15 protein-coding genes are annotated in these 16,701 nt (G+C 67.9%); 7 read left to right on the top strand and 8 right to left on the bottom strand.

What is annotated here, in order from left to right:
- Positions 1-31 precede the first annotated feature (31 nt).
- Complete coding sequence (locus AL755_RS01755) at positions 32-415, top strand: RNA-binding S4 domain-containing protein (protein ID WP_192841596.1); 384 nt, start codon at positions 32-34, stop codon at positions 413-415.
- Between the two features lie 229 nt (positions 416-644).
- Here the strand turns inward: AL755_RS01755 and AL755_RS01750 are convergent, their stop codons facing one another.
- The 5 genes from AL755_RS01750 to AL755_RS01735 all read right to left on the bottom strand — a co-directional run bounded on the left by AL755_RS01750 (position 645) and on the right by AL755_RS01735 (position 7,479).
- A complete protein-coding gene (locus AL755_RS01750) occupies positions 645-2,270 on the bottom strand; it encodes a ribonuclease J (protein ID WP_192841595.1) in 1,626 nt (541 codons plus the stop codon).
- 301 nt (positions 2,271-2,571) lie between these two features.
- On the bottom strand, positions 2,572-3,603 hold the full coding sequence (locus tag AL755_RS01745) for an LLM class flavin-dependent oxidoreductase (protein ID WP_054009450.1): 1,032 nt from the start codon (positions 3,601-3,603) through the stop codon (positions 2,572-2,574).
- A gap of 97 nt (positions 3,604-3,700) precedes the next feature.
- Positions 3,701-3,844 (bottom strand): hypothetical protein, encoded by a 144-nt coding sequence (locus tag AL755_RS23570; protein WP_192841606.1) that lies wholly within the window; start codon positions 3,842-3,844, stop codon positions 3,701-3,703.
- A 111-nt stretch (positions 3,845-3,955) separates the two neighbouring features.
- Positions 3,956-5,701 carry an ABC transporter ATP-binding protein gene (locus AL755_RS01740; protein ID WP_054009449.1) on the bottom strand — a complete coding sequence of 582 codons (1,746 nt, stop codon included), beginning with the start codon at positions 5,699-5,701 and terminating at the stop codon, positions 3,956-3,958.
- Positions 5,701-7,479 carry an ABC transporter ATP-binding protein gene (locus AL755_RS01735; RefSeq protein ID WP_054009448.1) on the bottom strand — a complete coding sequence of 593 codons (1,779 nt, stop codon included), beginning with the start codon at positions 7,477-7,479 and terminating at the stop codon, positions 5,701-5,703. Before AL755_RS01735 ends, AL755_RS01740 begins: the two co-directional genes overlap by 1 nt.
- A 209-nt stretch (positions 7,480-7,688) precedes the next feature.
- Between AL755_RS01735 and AL755_RS01730 the strand changes: the two genes are divergently transcribed.
- On the top strand, positions 7,689-8,696 hold the full coding sequence (locus AL755_RS01730; RefSeq protein WP_054009447.1) for a sugar-binding transcriptional regulator: 1,008 nt from the start codon (positions 7,689-7,691) through the stop codon (positions 8,694-8,696).
- 107 nt (positions 8,697-8,803) lie between these two features.
- Here the strand turns inward: AL755_RS01730 and AL755_RS01725 are convergent, their stop codons facing one another.
- Entirely contained in the window at positions 8,804-9,811 is a 1,008-nt protein-coding gene (locus AL755_RS01725; protein ID WP_054009446.1) for a 1-aminocyclopropane-1-carboxylate deaminase, read from the bottom strand.
- Positions 9,812-9,940: 129 nt separating this feature from the next.
- On the opposite strand from AL755_RS01725, the gene AL755_RS01720 reads away from it, so the two are divergent.
- Entirely contained in the window at positions 9,941-10,612 is a 672-nt protein-coding gene (locus tag AL755_RS01720; RefSeq protein WP_054009445.1) for a GntR family transcriptional regulator, read from the top strand.
- On the opposite strand, the gene AL755_RS01715 is transcribed toward AL755_RS01720, so the two are convergent.
- Positions 10,609-11,115, bottom strand: a complete 507-nt coding sequence (locus tag AL755_RS01715) for a MarR family winged helix-turn-helix transcriptional regulator (protein ID WP_054009444.1) — start codon at positions 11,113-11,115, stop codon at positions 10,609-10,611. The two genes, AL755_RS01720 and AL755_RS01715, sit on opposite strands and share 4 nt — an antisense overlap.
- Before the next feature lie 107 nt (positions 11,116-11,222).
- Between AL755_RS01715 and AL755_RS01710 the strand changes: the two genes are divergently transcribed.
- The 3 genes from AL755_RS01710 to AL755_RS01700 all read left to right on the top strand — a co-directional run bounded on the left by AL755_RS01710 (position 11,223) and on the right by AL755_RS01700 (position 14,254).
- A complete protein-coding gene (locus tag AL755_RS01710) occupies positions 11,223-11,909 on the top strand; it encodes an NADPH-dependent F420 reductase (protein ID WP_237762449.1) in 687 nt (228 codons plus the stop codon).
- 134 nt (positions 11,910-12,043) lie between these two features.
- Complete coding sequence (locus AL755_RS01705) at positions 12,044-13,681, top strand: ABC-F family ATP-binding cassette domain-containing protein (protein ID WP_054009443.1); 1,638 nt, start codon at positions 12,044-12,046, stop codon at positions 13,679-13,681.
- An 84-nt stretch (positions 13,682-13,765) separates the two neighbouring features.
- Entirely contained in the window at positions 13,766-14,254 is a 489-nt protein-coding gene (locus tag AL755_RS01700) for a hypothetical protein (RefSeq protein ID WP_054009442.1), read from the top strand.
- Here the strand turns inward: AL755_RS01700 and AL755_RS01695 are convergent.
- Positions 14,251-15,504, bottom strand: coding sequence for an alpha-L-fucosidase (locus AL755_RS01695; protein WP_054009441.1), 1,254 nt, complete (start codon positions 15,502-15,504; stop codon positions 14,251-14,253). The two genes, AL755_RS01700 and AL755_RS01695, sit on opposite strands and share 4 nt — an antisense overlap.
- A gap of 146 nt (positions 15,505-15,650) precedes the next feature.
- Here AL755_RS01695 and AL755_RS01690 point away from each other — a divergent pair, with 146 nt between their 5' ends.
- Complete coding sequence (locus AL755_RS01690) at positions 15,651-16,496, top strand: hypothetical protein (RefSeq protein WP_054009440.1); 846 nt, start codon at positions 15,651-15,653, stop codon at positions 16,494-16,496.
- Positions 16,497-16,701: the final 205 nt, after the last annotated feature.

The following is a 16,701-nucleotide window of genomic DNA, read 5'->3' as shown; positions in this document are numbered from 1 at the left end:
GTGGAGCCCCACGGATAGAGTGGGTTCCATCATGAGCATTCCGAAGACCGCGCCCGCCTCGGTGCGCATCGATGCGTGGCTGTGGTCCATCCGCGCCTACAAAACGCGCTCCGCCGCGACGGCTGCCTGCCGTGCCGGGCATGTGAAACTCAACGACGCCCCCGCCAAGGCCGCCCACACCGTGGTTCCCGGCGACACCATCCGCGTCCGCCAGCCCGGCTACGACAGGATCCTGGAGGTCCGCCGGCTGATCAACAAGCGGGTCGGCGCCGAGGCGGCGTCGCACTGTTTCACCGACCACACACCGGCCCAACCCGTGCTGCCCAAGCTCGGACTCCCCCAGCGCGACCGCGGCACCGGCCGTCCCACCAAGAAGGACCGCCGCGCCATGGACAAGCTCCGCGGCGAGGACTGACCCGCCCCGACGATCGAGGCTGCCGGGGGTCCCGCCGTCGTTCCGAAGGCCGACGGCGGCACCCACCGCACGCCGCCCGCGGGCACGCAACGCTTTACCCGCACAGCCGTGCCGTAAAACCATGGCACAATCCCAAAGGCTTTTGCGGGCCAAACACGAAGGGCCCGGATGGTGCCCGCATCCGGCAAGGAATGCGGGCACCATCCGGGCCCTCAACGGGCAAAGAGGATTAAGCCTCGACGATGATGACGGTATACACCGGCTTGCGGCGCAGCGCACGGTCCGACCAGCGCAGCAGCGCGTCGGCGATGGCCTTTTCGGCGCCGTGCCCGGTCTTCTCGCCGCGGAGGCCGGAGATGGTCTTCTCGACGATTCCGGTGGCCTTCTCCAGATCCTTCTCGGTGAGGTTGAAGCCCACTGCGAAGTACTCGGGGTCCTCTTCGATGTGGCCGTTGTCCGGGTTGACGATCAGCAGGACGGTGACGGCGCCGTCCTCGGCCAGGCGGATGCGGTCCTGCAGGGACTCCTCCGTGGCCGCACCGGCAACCATGTTCTCCACGTACACGTACGCGGCGGGAACGCTGCCGGTCACCCGGGCAACGCCGTCCTTGAGGTCGATCGTGGTGCCGTCCTCGACGATGAAGGCATTCTTCGGCTCGACACCTGTGCGGATTGCCAGCTCGGCGTTGGCCTTCAGGTGGCGGTATTCACCGTGCACCGGCATGACGTTCTTGGGACGGACCAGGTTGTAGCAGTACACGAGCTCGCCGGCGCTGGCGTGGCCGGAGACGTGGACCTTGGCGTTGCCCTTGTGGACGACGTTGGCGCCCTGCTTGGTGAGGTCGTTGATCAGGCGGTAGATCGAGGACTCGTTGCCGGGCACCAGGGAGCTGGCCAGCAGGACGGTGTCGCCCTCGGTCAGGTTGATCTGGTGGTCGCTGTTGGCCATGCGGGCCAGTGCGGCCATGGGCTCACCCTGCGAACCGGTGCAGATGAGCACGGCCTTGTTGGGGGCCATGCGCTCAAGTTCCTTGGCATCGACCAGCATGCCGCGCGGGATCTTCAGGTAGCCCAGTTCACGGGCGGTGGTCATGTTGCGGACCATGGAGCGGCCCACGAACGCGATCTTGCGGTTGTACTTGTGCGCGGAATCGATGATCTGCTGGATGCGGTGCACGTGGCTGGCAAAGCTGGAGACAACCACGCGGCGCGGAGCCGTGCGCATGACCTGGTCGATGGCCGGGATCAGATCGGCCTCGGCGGCCAGGAAGCCCGGAACTTCGGCGTTGGTGGAGTCGGGCATGAACAGGTCCACGCCTTCCTCGCCCAGGCGGGCAAAGCCGGCAAGGTCGGTGATGCGGCGGTCCAGCGGGAACTGGTCCATCTTGAAGTCGCCGGTTTCCAGCACCAGGCCGGCCGGCGTGCGGATGGCCACGGCCAAACCGTCCGGGATGGAGTGGTTGACGGCGAGGAATTCGACGTCGAACGGGCCAAACTTGCGGCGGTCGCCTTCCTTGACGGTGACCAGCTTGCCCTTGATGCGGTGCTCGTCGAGCTTGGTCTTCAGGAAGGCCAGGGTCAGCTTGGCGGAGATGACGGGGATGTCGCCGCGGTGCTTGAGCAGGTACGGGACACCGCCGATGTGGTCCTCATGGCCGTGCGTGAGCACCAGGCCCACCACGTCCGCCCAGCGGTCCTTCAGGTAGGAGAAATCGGGCAGGATCAAGTCCACGCCGGGGTGGTGCTCTTCGGGGAAGAGGACGCCGCAGTCAACGATCAGCAGCTTGCCGGCGTATTCGAACACGGTCATGTTGCGGCCGATTTCCCCCAAGCCGCCGAGGGCGACAATTCGCATTGCCCCATCTGCTAGGGCGGGCGGGGTCCGGCGTTCAGTTCTTCTCATGGGTTCCAGACTCTAGTGGTGGGCGGTTGGCTGCGGATGTTCGCTGCCATCTTGTGCGATTTGTGCAGCCACGGTTGGCTTGCGATCGCGAAAAAGTTTGAGTGGTCTCTCAGCTGATTTTAGCACCGCGGCCCGGTCGGAAAGCCCAGCACCCGCCACCGGCGCAGGCGCGCAAATGCCGCCGTCGTCCATTGAAGAACGACGGCGGCAACCTTGACCGGGATCTCGACAGGCTCAGTCACCGGGCTGGGATTTAGAGGTTCGGCTGCCAACCGATCGCCGGGGCAATGTACTGGGCGATGTTCTCGAGCATCTTGGCGTTGTAGGCAACTCCCAACTGGTTTGGCACCGTGAGCATGAGCGTGTCCGCGGCATGCACGGCTTCATCGGCTGCGAGCTCGGCGGCGATCTCCGCCGGGTCGCCCATGTAGCTCTTGCCGAAGCGAGAGAGCAGGCCGTCGATCATGCCCACCTGGTCCTTGCTGTCGGCCTGGGCGCGCAGCCCAAAGTACATGCGGTCGGTGTCATCGACAATGGGGATGACGCTGCGGCTGACGGAGACGCGCGGGGTGAAGGAGTGGCCCGCGGCGGCCCATTCGTCGCGGAACAGCTGGATTTGTTCGGCTTGCAACTGGTCGAACGGCACGCCCGTGTCCTCGGTCAGCAGGGTGGAGCTCATCAGGTTCATGCCCTGCCGCGCCGCCCACACGGCCGTGGCCCGGGAGCCGGCGCCCCACCAGATTCGCTGGGCCAGCCCCGGCGACTGCGGTTCAATGCGCAGCAGCCGTTCGCCACCCATGTAGGCATGTTCGCCCGGCTCGGCCACCCCGGCACCGCTGATTGCGTGCCGGAACGACGCCGTATGCCGCCGGGCCATGTCCGCCGTGGTCTCGCCGTCCTCCGGGAAATAGCCAAAGTCGGCCGCGCCGTTCAGGGCGGGTTCGGGTGAACCGCGGCTCACGCCGATCTGCAGCCGGCCATCGCTGATCAGGTCCGTCGCCGCGGCTTGTTCGGCCATGTACAGAGGGTTTTCGTAGCGCATGTCGATGACGCCCGTGCCGATTTCGATCCGGCTGGTCCGGGCGGCAATCGCGGCCATGAGCGGGAACGGGGCGGCCTGCTGACGGGCAAAGTGGTGCACCCTGAAGAAGGCCCCGTCAATGCCGATCTCCTCGGCGGCCACCGCAAGGTCGACGGCTTGGTGGAGGGCGTCGCGGGCCGACGCGGTTTGTGAGCCGCGGCCCGTGCCGTAGTGCCCGAAGGACAAAAAGCCAATACGTTTCATGCCCGGCACAACGCACCCGCGCCGCACGCTATTCCATGCGAATGCATGCACCTTGGCGGCGCGGGCATCGGGGCGTCCACGCTCGGCACCATCCGATTTAGTGCTTCTTGATGTGGGCTACGGGATCGGCGGACTCGTCCGCGGCACCCCGGGCCTTCTTCTCCGCCCGCTTGGCCTTGATGGCGTGGCCCTTGTCCATCTTCTTGTGTTCATGCTGGTGTGACTGTTGTTTGTCAGGCATGGGGATCTCCTTCGGCGAATGGTGCTGTCCCGGCCGGGGCCCCGTGGCCCCAACTGCCCCCTCCTTGAACGTTACGCCCCTTTCTCGCCGGGAAGTAGGGACCGTGCCGGACTATTCGTCCCGCCGCCACGAATTCCACAGCGAGGCGTAGGCGCCGTCCAGGGCCAGCAACTCCTCATGGGAGCCCAGCTCGGAGATCCGGCCCTTTTCCACCACCGCCACCCGGTCGGCGTCGTGCGCCGTGTGCAGCCGGTGCGCAATGGCCACCACGGTGCGCCCGCTCAGCACGGCGCTGAGCGAGTACTCCAGGTCGCGGGCCGCGGCCGGGTCGATGAGCGACGTCGCCTCGTCCAGCACCAGCGTGTGCGGATCGGCCAGCACCAGCCGGGCCAGCGCCAGCTCCTGGGCCTGGCCGGGGGTCAGCGTGTGCGCCCCGGACCCCACCTCGGTGGCCAGTCCCTGCGGCAGGGCACGCGCCCAGCCGAGGGAGCCGACGTCGGCCAGGGCCTTTTCCAGCTCGGCCTCCGTTGCGTCGGACTTGCCCAGGCGCAGGTTGTCCGCGAGCGTGCCCACGAAGACATGGTGTTCCTGGGTAACCAGCGCCACTTCGCCGTGCAGCTCGTCCAGCGGCCGGTCCACCAGCGGGACCCCGCCCACCGTGACGGAGCCGCCCGTGGGCGGATGGATGCCGGCAATCAGCCGGCCGAGCGTGGATTTGCCGGCACCCGAGGGGCCCACCATGGCCAGCCGCTCCCCCGGCACGAGGGTCAGGTCCACGCCGTGCAGCACGTCATGGCCCTCCCGGTAGGCGTAGCGAACCTTGTCCACCAGCAGGGTTTCGTCGGCGGGGACGGCGTCGGTGGCGGTCCTGTCGGTCGCCACGTTGCGGATGCCCACGATGCGGGCCAGCGAGGAGGCGCCCACCTGGATCTCGTCGATCCACATGATCAGCGTGTCCACGGGGTCGATCAGCTGCATGGCGTACAGGGCCACGGTGGCCACCATGCCGGCGCTGACGGTTCCCTCCGAGGCCAGCCAGCCGCCCCACAGCAGCACTGCCGCCACGGGGAGCCAGAAGGAAAGCTCGGCGGCCGGAAACAGCACCGTGCGCAGGCTCAACGTGTACCGCTCGGCCTCGAAGCAGCGGCGCAGGGCGGCATCAATGCGGGAACGGCGGTGCGCGCCCAGGCTCAGCGCGTCGACCGTCCGGGCACCCTCGATGGTCTCGGTGATGGCGCCGTTGAGCACGGCGTAGCCCTCCCGTTCACGCAGGTATCCGGGGGTGGCCCGCTTCAGGTACCAGCGGGTCACGGGGACCAGCAGCGGTGCGCCCACCAGCAGGGCCAGCGCCAGCACGGGGCTCGTGAACACGGCCGCGGCCACGGTCAGCGCGATGGTTGCCACGGAGACCAGCACCTGCGGCACGCCGAACCGCACGGTGTGGGAGACGGCGTCGACGTCGTTGGTGGTGCGGGAAACGAGGTCGCCGGTGCCGGCCTTCTCAACGGTGGACAACGGCAGCGAGGTGACCTGCTCCATGAATTCCTCGCGCAGCTGGGCGAAGACCTTCTCGCCGAGCACCATGCCCGTGCGCTGGGCCCAGCGGGAGAGCAGCGTCTGGACCACCACGAAACCGGACAGGGTCAGTGCAACGACCGCCACGAACCCCGGCGAGGTGCCCTTGGTGATGGCATCGACGAGGCGGCCCAGCAGGTACGGCCCGGCCAGGCCGGCGACTGCGGCAAGCACGTACAGCCCCACCACGAAGCCCAACGGGCGCCGGTGCTGGCGCATGAGCCGGAGCCCCTCGGCCTTGACCTGGGCGGAATCCGCCACGGGAAGTTGTTGTCCGGCCATTACCTTTGCCCCTCGCTGCTCATGTTCTTGTTTCCTTCGTAGCCGTGCCCGTCCATGCCCTCGCCGCGAATCACCACGCTGCGGTATTCCGGCACCGTCTTCATGAGTTCATGGTGGGTGCCCTGTGCGCGCAGTTCGCCGCCGTCCAGAAACAGCACTGTGTCCATGGCGCCCAGCATGAGCGGGCTGACCGTGACCACCACGGTGGTGTTGTTTTCCGTGGCCCGGGAGTGCCGCAACGCGGTGGCAATCCGGGATTCGGTGTGGGCGTCCACGGCGCTGGTGGGCTCGATCAGCACCAGCACCTCCGCCTCGGTCAGCACGGCGCGGGCCAGCGCCAGGCGTTGGCGCTGGCCGCCGGAGAAGCCGCGGCCCTTTTCGGTGACCTCGTCGTCGAGCCCGTCTTCCAGGCCGTCAAAGACGTCGTCGGCGCTCGCCACGTCGATGGCGTCCATGATCTCGGCGTCGCTGTGCCGCCCCGTGGGATCAAGTTCCTCCCGCAGGGTTCCGGTGAAAAGCTGCGGCTCGGCGTCGGAGACCACGATGCGGCCCCGCACCTCGCGCAGCGGCACCAGGTGCAGCGCGGCACCACCCCACCGCACGGTGGCCTCGCGCAGCACGGCGTCCTCGAAGCGGCCCAGGCGCCGGGCCAGATCGGCGGACGCCGCGGGGTCCGCGGAGACGACGCCGGTCAGGGCGCCGGGGCGAATCAGGGCGCCGGAGGCGGTGTCCACCAGGACGGCCGGTGACGACGGCGCGGTGGCCGTGGCGCCGTCGTCGTCCACGGCCGACGGCGTGGCCAGGACGTCAATGATCCTGCGGGCACCCACGTTGGCGCGGATGAAGCGGGAGACGGCGTCGGCGGCCGTGCGGATCGGGGACACCAGGAAAACGGCGTACCCGTACAGGGCCACGAGCTGGCCGGTCTCGATCTGCCCGTTCAACGCCTGCAGCGCACCGATCCAGGTGAACGCGACACTGAACGCACCCACCACCAGGACCTGGGCGGCGTCGAGGTCGGCCAGCGAATAGGCCACCTTGTTCCCGGCCAGCTGGGTTTCCCGGGACCGTTCCCGGTAGCGCTGGACGAAGATGTGCTCGCCGCCGATGCCGCGCAGCACGCGCAGCCCGGCCACGGTGTCCGCACCCAGGGCGGTCATCTTTCCGGACGCCTCGCGCTGCTCCTTTTGCCGGGCCTGCAGCGGCCGGATGACGAACAAGAGCATGACGCCGCACAACGGCACGCCCAGCAACACGACAAGGCCCAGCTGCCAGGACGAGGCAAACACGAGCGCCGAGACCACCAGGTAGCCCACCACGGAGCCCGCCAGCCGGGCGGACACGTCATAGATTTCGCCGATGCGCATGGCGTCCGAGGCGGAGGTGGAGACCACCTCGCCGGTGGAGAACTTTTGCGGCAGCGCATCGCCACTGCGGGTGACCTTGTGGCCAATGAGCTGCGCGGACCGGTACGCCGCCTGCATCCAGTTGCTGACCGCCGAGCGGTGCCGCAGCGTGGACGCCACCGCCTGCACCACCGTCAGGGCCAGCAGCACGCCAACCCACCAGAGCAGGCCGGGGAAGTCCTTCGACACGATCCCCAGGTCCACGGCCTGGCCCAGGGCGTACGGGATCAACGCCTGGGACAAGGTCCAGACGGAGCCGTAGAAGATGCCCATGGCGAGGGTGGCCCGCTGCGCCCGGGCCAGCCACCACAGGTAGCGGGACGGGGAGCGGAGGTCGGGAGATCCGGCGTCGGAATAGGGAAATGAGCGCACGAGGGCCTTCTAAATAAATGGTGGATTGGCAGGCGGTCCGGACGCGATCCAGCGGGCCGCGGGACGGCGGCGCGATCTGCGGGCGGCTTGGGTGGCTGCGGTATCTATCTCACAATTAGTTACCCTAGCCCACAATGTGCACCGATTGGTAGGTCTTTTCGGCAGGAAGGGGCGGCAACCTGCCAACACCGCTTCGATCTTCTAGAATCATGGGTAGGCTCACCATCAACAACCACCGGAAGGGGCGCACCGTTTTGTCCACCGACCACGCCATGCGCCACGACCACCTGGTGCAAAAGATCGCCCACCTCTACCACGTCTCCGGTGCCACCCAGCTGGAGATCGCGTCGTCGGAAAACCTGTCCCGGGCCACCGTCTCGCGGCTGCTGGCCGAGGCCAAGCGCCGCGGCGTGGTGCAGATCCGGATCGGCCCGCCCGTGGACCGGATGCCGGAGCTCGAGGCGACGCTGCGGACCGCGTTCAACCTTGACGATTGCGTCATCTCCATGGACCGGCCCCGCTCCCTGTACGAGAAGAACAACCGCCTGGGCTACGTGGCGGCCAGGTACCTGCAAACCCACCTCGATGGCGTGCGGCAGCTGGGCGTGGCGGCCAGCCGGACGTTGTCGTCCGTGGCCAAGTCGCTGAGCCCCGGCGTCCACGCGGAGCTGACGGTCATCGACCTGCTGGCCTGCCCTTCCCGGCTGGACCGTTCCGGGGATGAACGCATCCACGTGGGCGAGCACATTTGCCAGCAGCTGGGCGGGAACTTCATCCCGGTCCCCGCCAACTTCCTCTACCGCGATCCCGCAGCCCGGTTCAAGGCGCTCGAATCGCCCGAGGTGGCGTACGGGCTTGAGCTGGGCCCCCGCAGCGACCTGGCCCTGCTCGGCCTGGGCTCCATGCAGCGCTTTGACGGCACCGGAACCTACAGCCCCGTCTCCCCCGGCGCACTCGCGGACCTTGAGGCCGCCGGCGCCGCCGCGCACCTGTGCGGGCACTTCTTTGACCACGAAGGCCGCGAGGTGAAGTCGGAGGTGACCGACAGGCTCATCGGCATCACGCTGGATGACCTGTTGAAGATCCGGCGCCGCATGATGGTCACGGCCGGGCCGGCCAAGGTGGTTCCGCTGGCCGCGGCCATCCGCGGCGGCTTCGTCAACGAACTCGTCACCGACGAATCCACCGCCCGTCAGCTGCTCGCCAACCTCGGCTAGGGCCGGGCCGGGATCTGCCGGGACCGGACAAAGTCCGACGGCGCCCGGCTCACCCGGGTGCCGCCGTCGTTCCTGGCTCTGTCATTCACGGAGCGGGCGCTCCTGCTTTAGCGGAACAGTCCGCTGTAGGCGTTCAGGGCCGGCTGCCCGCCCAGGTGCGCGTACAGGACGTTGCTGGTATCCGGAATGTCCCTGGTGCTGACCAGCTCGATCAGTCCGGCCATGGACTTGCCCTCGTAGACGGGGTCGATGATCATCCCCTCGAGGGATCCCGACAGCCGGATGGCTTCCATGGTCGATTCCACCGGGATGCCGTAGTAGTCGCCGGCCCAGCCCTCCAGCACGGTGATCTCGTCGTCCCGCAGTTCGCGGCCCAGGCCGATCAGTTCGGCGGTGTGCCGGGCGATCCGGGCCACCTGCGCACGGGTCTTCTCAATGGTGGCGGAGGCGTCGATGCCGATCACGCGCCGGGGGCGGTCCTGGCCGGCGAACCCGGCGATCATGCCGGCATGCGTGGAGCCGGTGACGGTGCAGACTATGATCGTGTCGAAGAAGACGCCCAGGTCCTTTTCCTGCTGCTCAACCTCATAGGCCCAGTTGGCGAAGCCCAGTCCGCCCAGATGGTGTTCGGAGGCGCCGGCCGGGATGGGGTACGGCTTGCCGCCGGCGTCGTGAACCTCCGCGATGGCCTGCTCCCAGCTGCTGCGGATGCCGATGTCGAAGCCCGCCGAATCGAGCGTGACCTCGGCGCCCATGATTCGCGAAAGCAGGATGTTGCCCACACGGTCGCTGAGCGGGTCCGGCCAATCCACCCAGTTTTCCTGCACGAGCCGGGCCTTCATGCCGATCTTGGCGGCGACGGCGGCCACCTGGCGGGTGTGGTTGGACTGGTAGCCGCCAATGGAGACCAGCGTGTCCGCGCCCTGGGCGATCGCATCCGGGACGATGTATTCAAGTTTGCGGGTCTTGTTGCCGCCAAAGGCCAGCCCGCTGTTGCAGTCCTCCCGTTTGGCCCAGATCTTCGCGCCGCCCAAGTGCGCACCCAGGCGCGGCAGCTCGTGGATGGGGCTGGGGCCGAACGTCAGGGGGTAGCGCTCAAAATCGGTGATTGCCATGGTGTCCTCATTTACCCAAGACATGGTGCGGATCACACCACTGGTCGTTGTGCAATATATTGCATGCTGCATGCGTGGCATGTCAACACTTTCAGCGATTCCTCCGACTGCCGCGCTAGCATGAGGGCCATGCCCACACCTTCCCCCCATGGAATCCACAAGCGCTCCCTGCTGCGCGACGACGTATATGAGTCCATTCGCGACGCCATCATCGACGGCACTTTTGGCCCGGGCGAGCGGCTGCGGGATCCCGAGCTCGAGGCCTGGCTGGGGGTCAGCCGCACGCCCATCCGCGAGGCCTTGCTGCGGCTTGAACGGGCCGGGCTGATCATCGCCCAGCCCGGCCGGGCAACCCTGGTTGCGCCGCTTGATCCGGCGTCGACCGCCAGCGCCCGGCAGGTGGTGGCGGCCATGCATGAGTTGGCCGCGCGCCTCGCCGTGCCGCACATGGCCGGCCCGGCGCTTGCGGCCATGACGGAGGCCAATGCCAACTTTGCCGCGGCACTGGAGCATGACGACGTCGAACTGGCCCTGGCCGCCGACGACGACTTTCACGCCGTCTTTGTGCACGGCTGCGGCAACGACATGATTCCGGATGTCCTGGAACAGGCCCTCCCGCTGTTGCGGCGGGTGGAGCGGCAGCGTTTCAGCTCCGCCTCCGGACGCCACTCGGTCACCGCGCATGCCGAGATCATCCGCCTCGCCGGGCTGGGCGACGCCGAGGGCGCGGCGCTTGCAAGCCGGGAAAACTGGCTCTCGCTGGGAGCCGGACTTGCCGGCGACGGGCCGGCCGAACCCTAACCGAGCATCTGCTCCACGGCTTCGCAGGCGCCGAGGTCGTGGGCGTCCGCTTCGGGGGCGTCGCAGGCCACGCGGCGCAGCAAGGTCCGGAAGACCTCGCGCTCGGCGGGGTCCAGCGCCGCAAGGACGGTGTTTTCGGCCTCCGCCACGCGGCGCTGCAAATCCGCCAAGGCGGCATGGCCGGCGTCGGTGGCCACCACGAGCCGCGCCCGGCGATCGGCGGGATTGAGCCGGCGTTCGGCCAGCCCGGCCTTCACGAAGTCGTCAATCAGGTAGGTCATGACGGTGCGGTCAATGCCCAGGTGCTGGGCGAGCGCCAACTGGTTGGGCTGTTCGCCGCCCACCACGGCCACCAGCACCTGGTAGCCCCGGGCGCCGTGCGGGAATTCACCCATGACGGCGTTGGAGGAGTTTTGGTAGTTGCGCACCAGCACGCCCAGGGTCCAGCCAAAGTCCTCTTGGGCGCTGGTTGCGGGGGTCTGCACTGCGGAACTGTTACTCATACCACCCATCATAAGGCATTACTGCTCTTTACAACAGATAATATGAGAGTAAGATCGTCTGTATTACAACGTATATGGATGGAGCATCGAAGGTGGAGACATTGCACGTGGAAACTTTGCCCGGGGGAACCCAGCCGCAGACCATCGGCATCCTTGGCGCCGGAAAGGTGGGGACCGGCGTCGCACGCCAGGCCCTGCTGGCCGGCTACCGCGTGCTCATTGCCGCCTCGGGAGACCCCGCAAACATTGGCCTGATCATCCAGGTCATGGCCCCGGGCGCCGAAGCCGTCACCGCCGAACGCGTCATGGCCGAGGCCGATCTCGTGGTGCTGTCCGTGCCGCTGCACAAGTTCCGCACGCTGGATCCGGCCGGGCTGGCCGGCAAGCACGTGGTGGACACCATGAACTACTGGCAGGACACCAACGGCGAGATGCCGGAGCTGGCGGATGCGCCGTCGAGCTCGGAAATGGTGCTGGCCCACATTCCCGGCGCCCGGCTCGCCAAGTCGCTGAACCACATCGGCTACCACGAGCTGGAACTCGACGCCCGCCCCGCGGGTGCCGCCGACCGGCGCGCGCTGGCCGTTTCCACGGACGACGACGCCACCGGCGCCCTGGTGCGCGAGTTCGTTGAGCGCCTGGGCTTTGACGCGGTCGACGCCGGGCCGCTGACAAACGGCACGGCCTTTGAACCGGGCACGCCCATCTTCACCGGCTGGTACGACCGCGCGGGGGTCGAATCCGAGCTGACCGCGCACCTGGCCGCGAGCGGCAAACTGGAGCCGGCACACTGACCCCGTCTGTGTTGCAGTTATTGGACCGGTAAGCGTCTTCCGGGGCGAAATCGGTCCAATAACTGCAACATAGACGGGCCAGGGCGACACTGCACCGGTCCGGGGACCCCGCCAAAGCAACTTAAGATTGAGGCATGACCGCAACACTCGTGGCCAAGGACCTCTCCGGAGGACACGCCCACCGCACTTTGTTCAGCAACCTCAATTTCACCGTCGCCCCGGGCGACGTCGTGGGCGTGGTGGGCGCCAACGGCGCCGGCAAGTCCACGCTGCTGCGCCTGCTGGCGGGGGCTGACAAGCCGCAGGCCGGCACCGTCAGCACGGCCCCACAGGACGCGTTCATCGGCTGGCTGCCGCAGGAACATGAGCGGATCGACGGCGAAACCGTGGCCGGCTACATTGGCCGGCGCACCGGTTCCACGGCGGCCACCGAGGCCATGGAGTCCTCCGCCGAGGCGCTGGGCTCGGGCAATTCCGCCGACGACGACCGCTACGCGGCAGCCCTTGACCACTGGCTGGCGTGCGGGGCCGCGGATCTTGACGACCGCATCCCGGCCACCCTGGCCGAGCTCGGCCTCGACGTGGGCCCCGAGGCACTCATGACGGGACTTTCCGGCGGGCAGGCCGCCCGCGTGGCGCTGGCCGCGCTGCTGCTGAGCCGCTTCGACGTCGTACTCCTGGACGAGCCCACGAACGATCTTGACCTGGCCGGACTGGCGCGGCTGGAGGAATTCGTGACGGGCCTGCGCGGCGGCGTTGTGCTCGTCTCCCACGACCGCGAGTTCCTGGCCCGCTGCGTGACCACCGTGGTGGAGCTGGACCTGGCGCAGAACAAGGTGGCCGTGTACGACGGCGGCTACGACGCCTACCTGGAGGAGCGCGCCATCGCGCGGCGGCACGCCCGCGAGGCCTACGACGAATTTGCCGACAAGAAGGCCGACCTCGTGGGACGCGCCCGCACCCAGCGCGAGTGGAGCTCGCAGGGCGTGCGCAACGCCATGAAGAAGAACCCGGACAATGACAAGATCCGCCGCCGGGCCGCCAGCGAATCCAGCGAAAAGCAGGCCCAAAAGGTCCGCCAGATGGAGTCGCGCATTGCCCGCCTGGACGAGGTGGAGGAGCCGCGCAAGGAGTGGGCGCTGCAGTTCAGCATTGGCGCCGCACCGCGTTCAAGCTCCGTCGTGGCAACCCTGAATGCGGCCACCCTTCACCAGGGCGGCTTCACGCTTGGCCCCGTATCGGTGCAGGTCAACGCCGGCGAGCGGATCGGCATCACGGGCCCCAACGGCGCCGGCAAGTCCACGCTGTTGCGGCTCCTGCTGGGCCGCACGGCCCCGGACGAAGGCGGCGCCTCCCTGGGTGCCAGCGTGGCGATCGGCGAGATCGATCAGGCCCGCAGCCAGTTCCCGGAGGACGCCCCGCTGGGCGACGCCTTCGAGCTCCTGGTGCCCGAGATGAACCAGGCCGAGGTGCGCACGCTGCTGGCCAAGTTTGGCTTGAAGGCCGACCAGGTCACGAGTCCCGTGGACGCCCTGTCCCCCGGCGAACGAACGCGCGCCTCCCTGGCGCTGCTGCAGGCCCGCGGCGTGAACGTGCTGGTCCTTGACGAGCCGACCAACCACCTTGACCTACCCGCGATCGAGCAGCTTGAGGAGGCGCTGGAAAGCTACGAAGGCGCCCTGCTGCTGGTCTCCCACGACCGCCGCTTGCTCGAAAACGTCCGGCTCGACACCCGCTGGGACGTCCGCGACGGCAGCGTCGCAATCCTCTAGCGCCGCCAGCGGGAAATCCATTGACAAGCCGCATCTTCGGGCGCATTCTAAAAACATCAATCCAGTTTTTAGAAGGAGGATGTCATGGCTGCAAGCACGATGCCCGCCGCTTCGGCGGCCGGCAGGGGTCACGCACTGCACCGGGCCAGGGTGGAGCCGGCGTACGGGGCGTTCTTGATGTTGTGGGCCGGCTTTGTCGCGATCCCGCTGATCATGGGCGCGGACAAGTTCTTCAACGTCTTCACCAACTGGGAGCACTACCTGGCGCCGTGGCTGGTGCAGATCTCCCCGTTCAGCCCGCACACCATGATGCTGGCCATCGGCGTGGTGGAGATTGCGGCCGGCATCATGGTGGCGTTGCGGCCCCGCTACGCCGCGTTCGTGGTGGCGCTGTGGCTGGCCGGGATCATCGTGAACCTGGTGACGTATCCGGGCTTCTACGACGTGGCCCTGCGTGACTTCGGGCTGCTGGTGGCCGCGCTGGCGCTGGCCGTGCTGGCGCGCAGCTATACGCAGCCCGGTTTTCGCCGGCACGCTCCGCAGCAGGACCGAAGCCGGACCGGTCGGTCCTAGTCCGGGGCGTCGGTCGTGGCCAGGTAGTTGATGTCCGGGATGGACTCCACGCCGGTGCTGAAGCCGGCGACGGCGTCCAGCACCGGGCCGGCACCGTCCAGTTCGATGGTCAGCGAGCGGACCGTGACGGCTTCGAAGACGTGGATTCGCTGCACCCCGATGGTCCCTGCCTCCACCAGGAGGCGGTCGTCGTTGGTTCTGATGCGGTGGCCGGTGACCCGCTGGCCGGCCAGCAGGTTTTCCGCCAGCGCCACGTGGTCAAGGGTGGTTTCCTGCTCGAAGTCCGCCACCCAGGTGCCGGGTCCGGCGGTGCGGAGCGTGGCCGGGCGCGGAGCCTGGAACCGGCGTCGGACTTCACCGGCAAACTCCCTGACACGCGCAACGTCGGCGTCCGGGATGAGCCCGCGGTTGTCCGGCGGCAGGTTCAGCAGCAGGTTGGCACCCAGGCCGATGGAGCGGTAGTGGATGGCGAGCAGGTGGTCCAGCTCCTTGGGCTCGTCGTCGGGGTGCCAGAACCAGCCGCGGCGGATCGAGACGTCGCATTCCGGCGGCAAATACAGCGCCTCCTCAAGCTTGGCGGCGAGGACCGTGTAGTTGGAGAAGTCGGTCTGGTCCACCACGTACTCGACGGGGTCCGCGGCCAGGCCGTCTTCGTTTCCCACCCAGCGGATGGTGTGGGCGCCCATGTTGAAGACCATGGCGCCGGGCTGGAGCTCGGCGATGAGCCCGGCAATGCGGGACCAATCGTATTCGCGGCCATGCGAGCCGGCCCCGTCGAACCACAGCTCACACAGCTCGCCGTAGTTGGTGCACAGTTCACGCAGCTGGCGCAGGTAGAACTCGTCATAGGCTGCCGGGTCCGGGTAGCACTCGGCGTTGCGGTCCCACGGGGAAAGGTAGAGGCCCAGCTTCATGCCGAGCTTGCGGCACGCGGCGGCCACCTCGGCCACCACGTCCCCCTGCCCGTCCCGCCACGGCGAGGACGCCACCGAGTAGTCGGTGGTGGCGGTGGGCCACAGGCAAAAGCCGTCGTGGTGCTTGGCCGTCAGGACCACGTACTTGGCGCCGGCATCCAGGGCGGCCGCCACCCACTGTTCGGCGTCGAGCTCGGCCGGGTTGAACGACGACGCCGGCAACGTCCCGTCGCTCCATTCCTTCCCGTGGAAGGTGTTGACGCCAAAGTGGAAGAACACGCCAAGGCCGTCCTTTTGCCAGGCGAGCTGTGCGGGGGTGGGGGTCAAATACGCCACGGAACAAGCCTTTCACGGTCCGTCCCGCGCACAGGAAACGGCAGCCACACACCGCCCCCCGGCACGTCACAAAGGCAATCACGCAGAAACCCGTTGCACAATTGCTTCGGCGGCCCAACCGCCATGGACCTTTCCCTAGGAGACACGTGGCGCAGCAGGTGCAGCTCGGCCCCGGAATTGAGCTGGCCGTCACCGGCAGCCCATACGGCGAAACCCCCGCCTGGGAGGTTGACGGCATGGGCAGGAGGCAGACCCGCAGGGTTCGCATCTGGTCGATCGTCACGGCCGTGCTGGCCATCCTGTGGTGCGCCGCCGTCTGGCACATTGGCCAACCGCTGTGGGGCGGCTGGCCGCAGGTTCCGGCCACGGTGGCCAGCGCCGAGGACTGGAGCAACAGGTACCAGCATTGCGATCTGGGCCTGGATTACGCCATTGCCGGCCAAGCCCAGCACCGGCACCATTCAACCCAGAGCACCTGCGCCGAGGCACCGGCGGTGGGCTCCGTGGTCACCCTCGCCTACAGCCCCGGGGACCACGGCTGGATGACGCTCCCGGGCACGGACGGCGGGACCCTGACGGAGATCATCCTCCTCGGCATGGCGATGGGCATCCCGGTGTTTTGGTCGGTGCTGATTGCCGGTTTCGTCTGGCGCAGCTTCCGCCGCAAGCGCGCGCTGGCGTCCCGGCCCTGGCGTGAGGTCTCGGCGAAGGTGAAAAAGCGGATCTCCACCAAGGCCGGCGAGGGATTCGTCATGGAGTCCCCGGATCCGGGCGGTGAGGACTGGTTCCTCGCCTTTGGCCTTGGCGGGATCAGCCTGTTCACGGTCCCCCGTGCAGGCGAAACGTTCCGGTTCATGGTGGCAGGGCGCGGCACCGGCCCGGTCCTGGTGGGAATTCCCGGGCACTTTGGCGAAAGCCTCGGGGTCGCCGAGAAGGTAAGAACGACGACGGCGCAACCGTCAGGGCCCCGCGTTGCCGAGGGCAATCACTGAGGCCAGCCGGAACGCCGTCGGAATGCGGCCGGTTGCGCTTAGTGGACGTGCTTGTGGCGCCCGCCGTAAATGGCAAAAATGCTCATGATCACTGCCACGACGATCAGGCCCACGATGATGTAGCCAAGTGTCACCATGTCCATGGTCCATCCACTCCTTCAACCGCGCCGGCATGCGATCCGGCTGGCGGACGGTTCCCTTGCTG

Origin of the sequence: Arthrobacter sp. ERGS1:01 (genome assembly GCF_001281315.1) — a bacterium.
Classification (GTDB): Bacteria; Actinomycetota; Actinomycetes; order Actinomycetales; family Micrococcaceae; genus Specibacter.
This window is presented reverse-complemented; position numbering and strand designations above follow the sequence as displayed.

What these genes read in the sequence shown, in the direction of transcription:
- AL755_RS01750 (WP_192841595.1), bottom strand. Translation starts at nt 2,270, where the DNA reads ATGCGAATTGTCGCCCTCGGCGGCTTGGGGGAAATCGGCCGCAACATG.
- AL755_RS01740 (WP_054009449.1), bottom strand. Translation starts at nt 5,701, where the DNA reads ATGGCCGGACAACAACTTCCCGTGGCGGATTCCGCCCAGGTCAAGGCC.
- AL755_RS01700 (WP_054009442.1), top strand. Translation starts at nt 13,766, where the DNA reads ATGGCTGCAAGCACGATGCCCGCCGCTTCGGCGGCCGGCAGGGGTCAC.
- AL755_RS01705 (WP_054009443.1), top strand. Translation starts at nt 12,044, where the DNA reads ATGACCGCAACACTCGTGGCCAAGGACCTCTCCGGAGGACACGCCCAC.
- AL755_RS01745 (WP_054009450.1), bottom strand. Translation starts at nt 3,603, where the DNA reads ATGAAACGTATTGGCTTTTTGTCCTTCGGGCACTACGGCACGGGCCGC.
- AL755_RS23570 (WP_192841606.1), bottom strand. Translation starts at nt 3,844, where the DNA reads ATGCCTGACAAACAACAGTCACACCAGCATGAACACAAGAAGATGGAC.
- AL755_RS01720 (WP_054009445.1), top strand. Translation starts at nt 9,941, where the DNA reads ATGCCCACACCTTCCCCCCATGGAATCCACAAGCGCTCCCTGCTGCGC.
- AL755_RS01715 (WP_054009444.1), bottom strand. Translation starts at nt 11,115, where the DNA reads ATGAGTAACAGTTCCGCAGTGCAGACCCCCGCAACCAGCGCCCAAGAG.
- AL755_RS01725 (WP_054009446.1), bottom strand. Translation starts at nt 9,811, where the DNA reads ATGGCAATCACCGATTTTGAGCGCTACCCCCTGACGTTCGGCCCCAGC.
- AL755_RS01730 (WP_054009447.1), top strand. Translation starts at nt 7,689, where the DNA reads ATGGGTAGGCTCACCATCAACAACCACCGGAAGGGGCGCACCGTTTTG.
- AL755_RS01755 (WP_192841596.1), top strand. Translation starts at nt 32, where the DNA reads ATGAGCATTCCGAAGACCGCGCCCGCCTCGGTGCGCATCGATGCGTGG.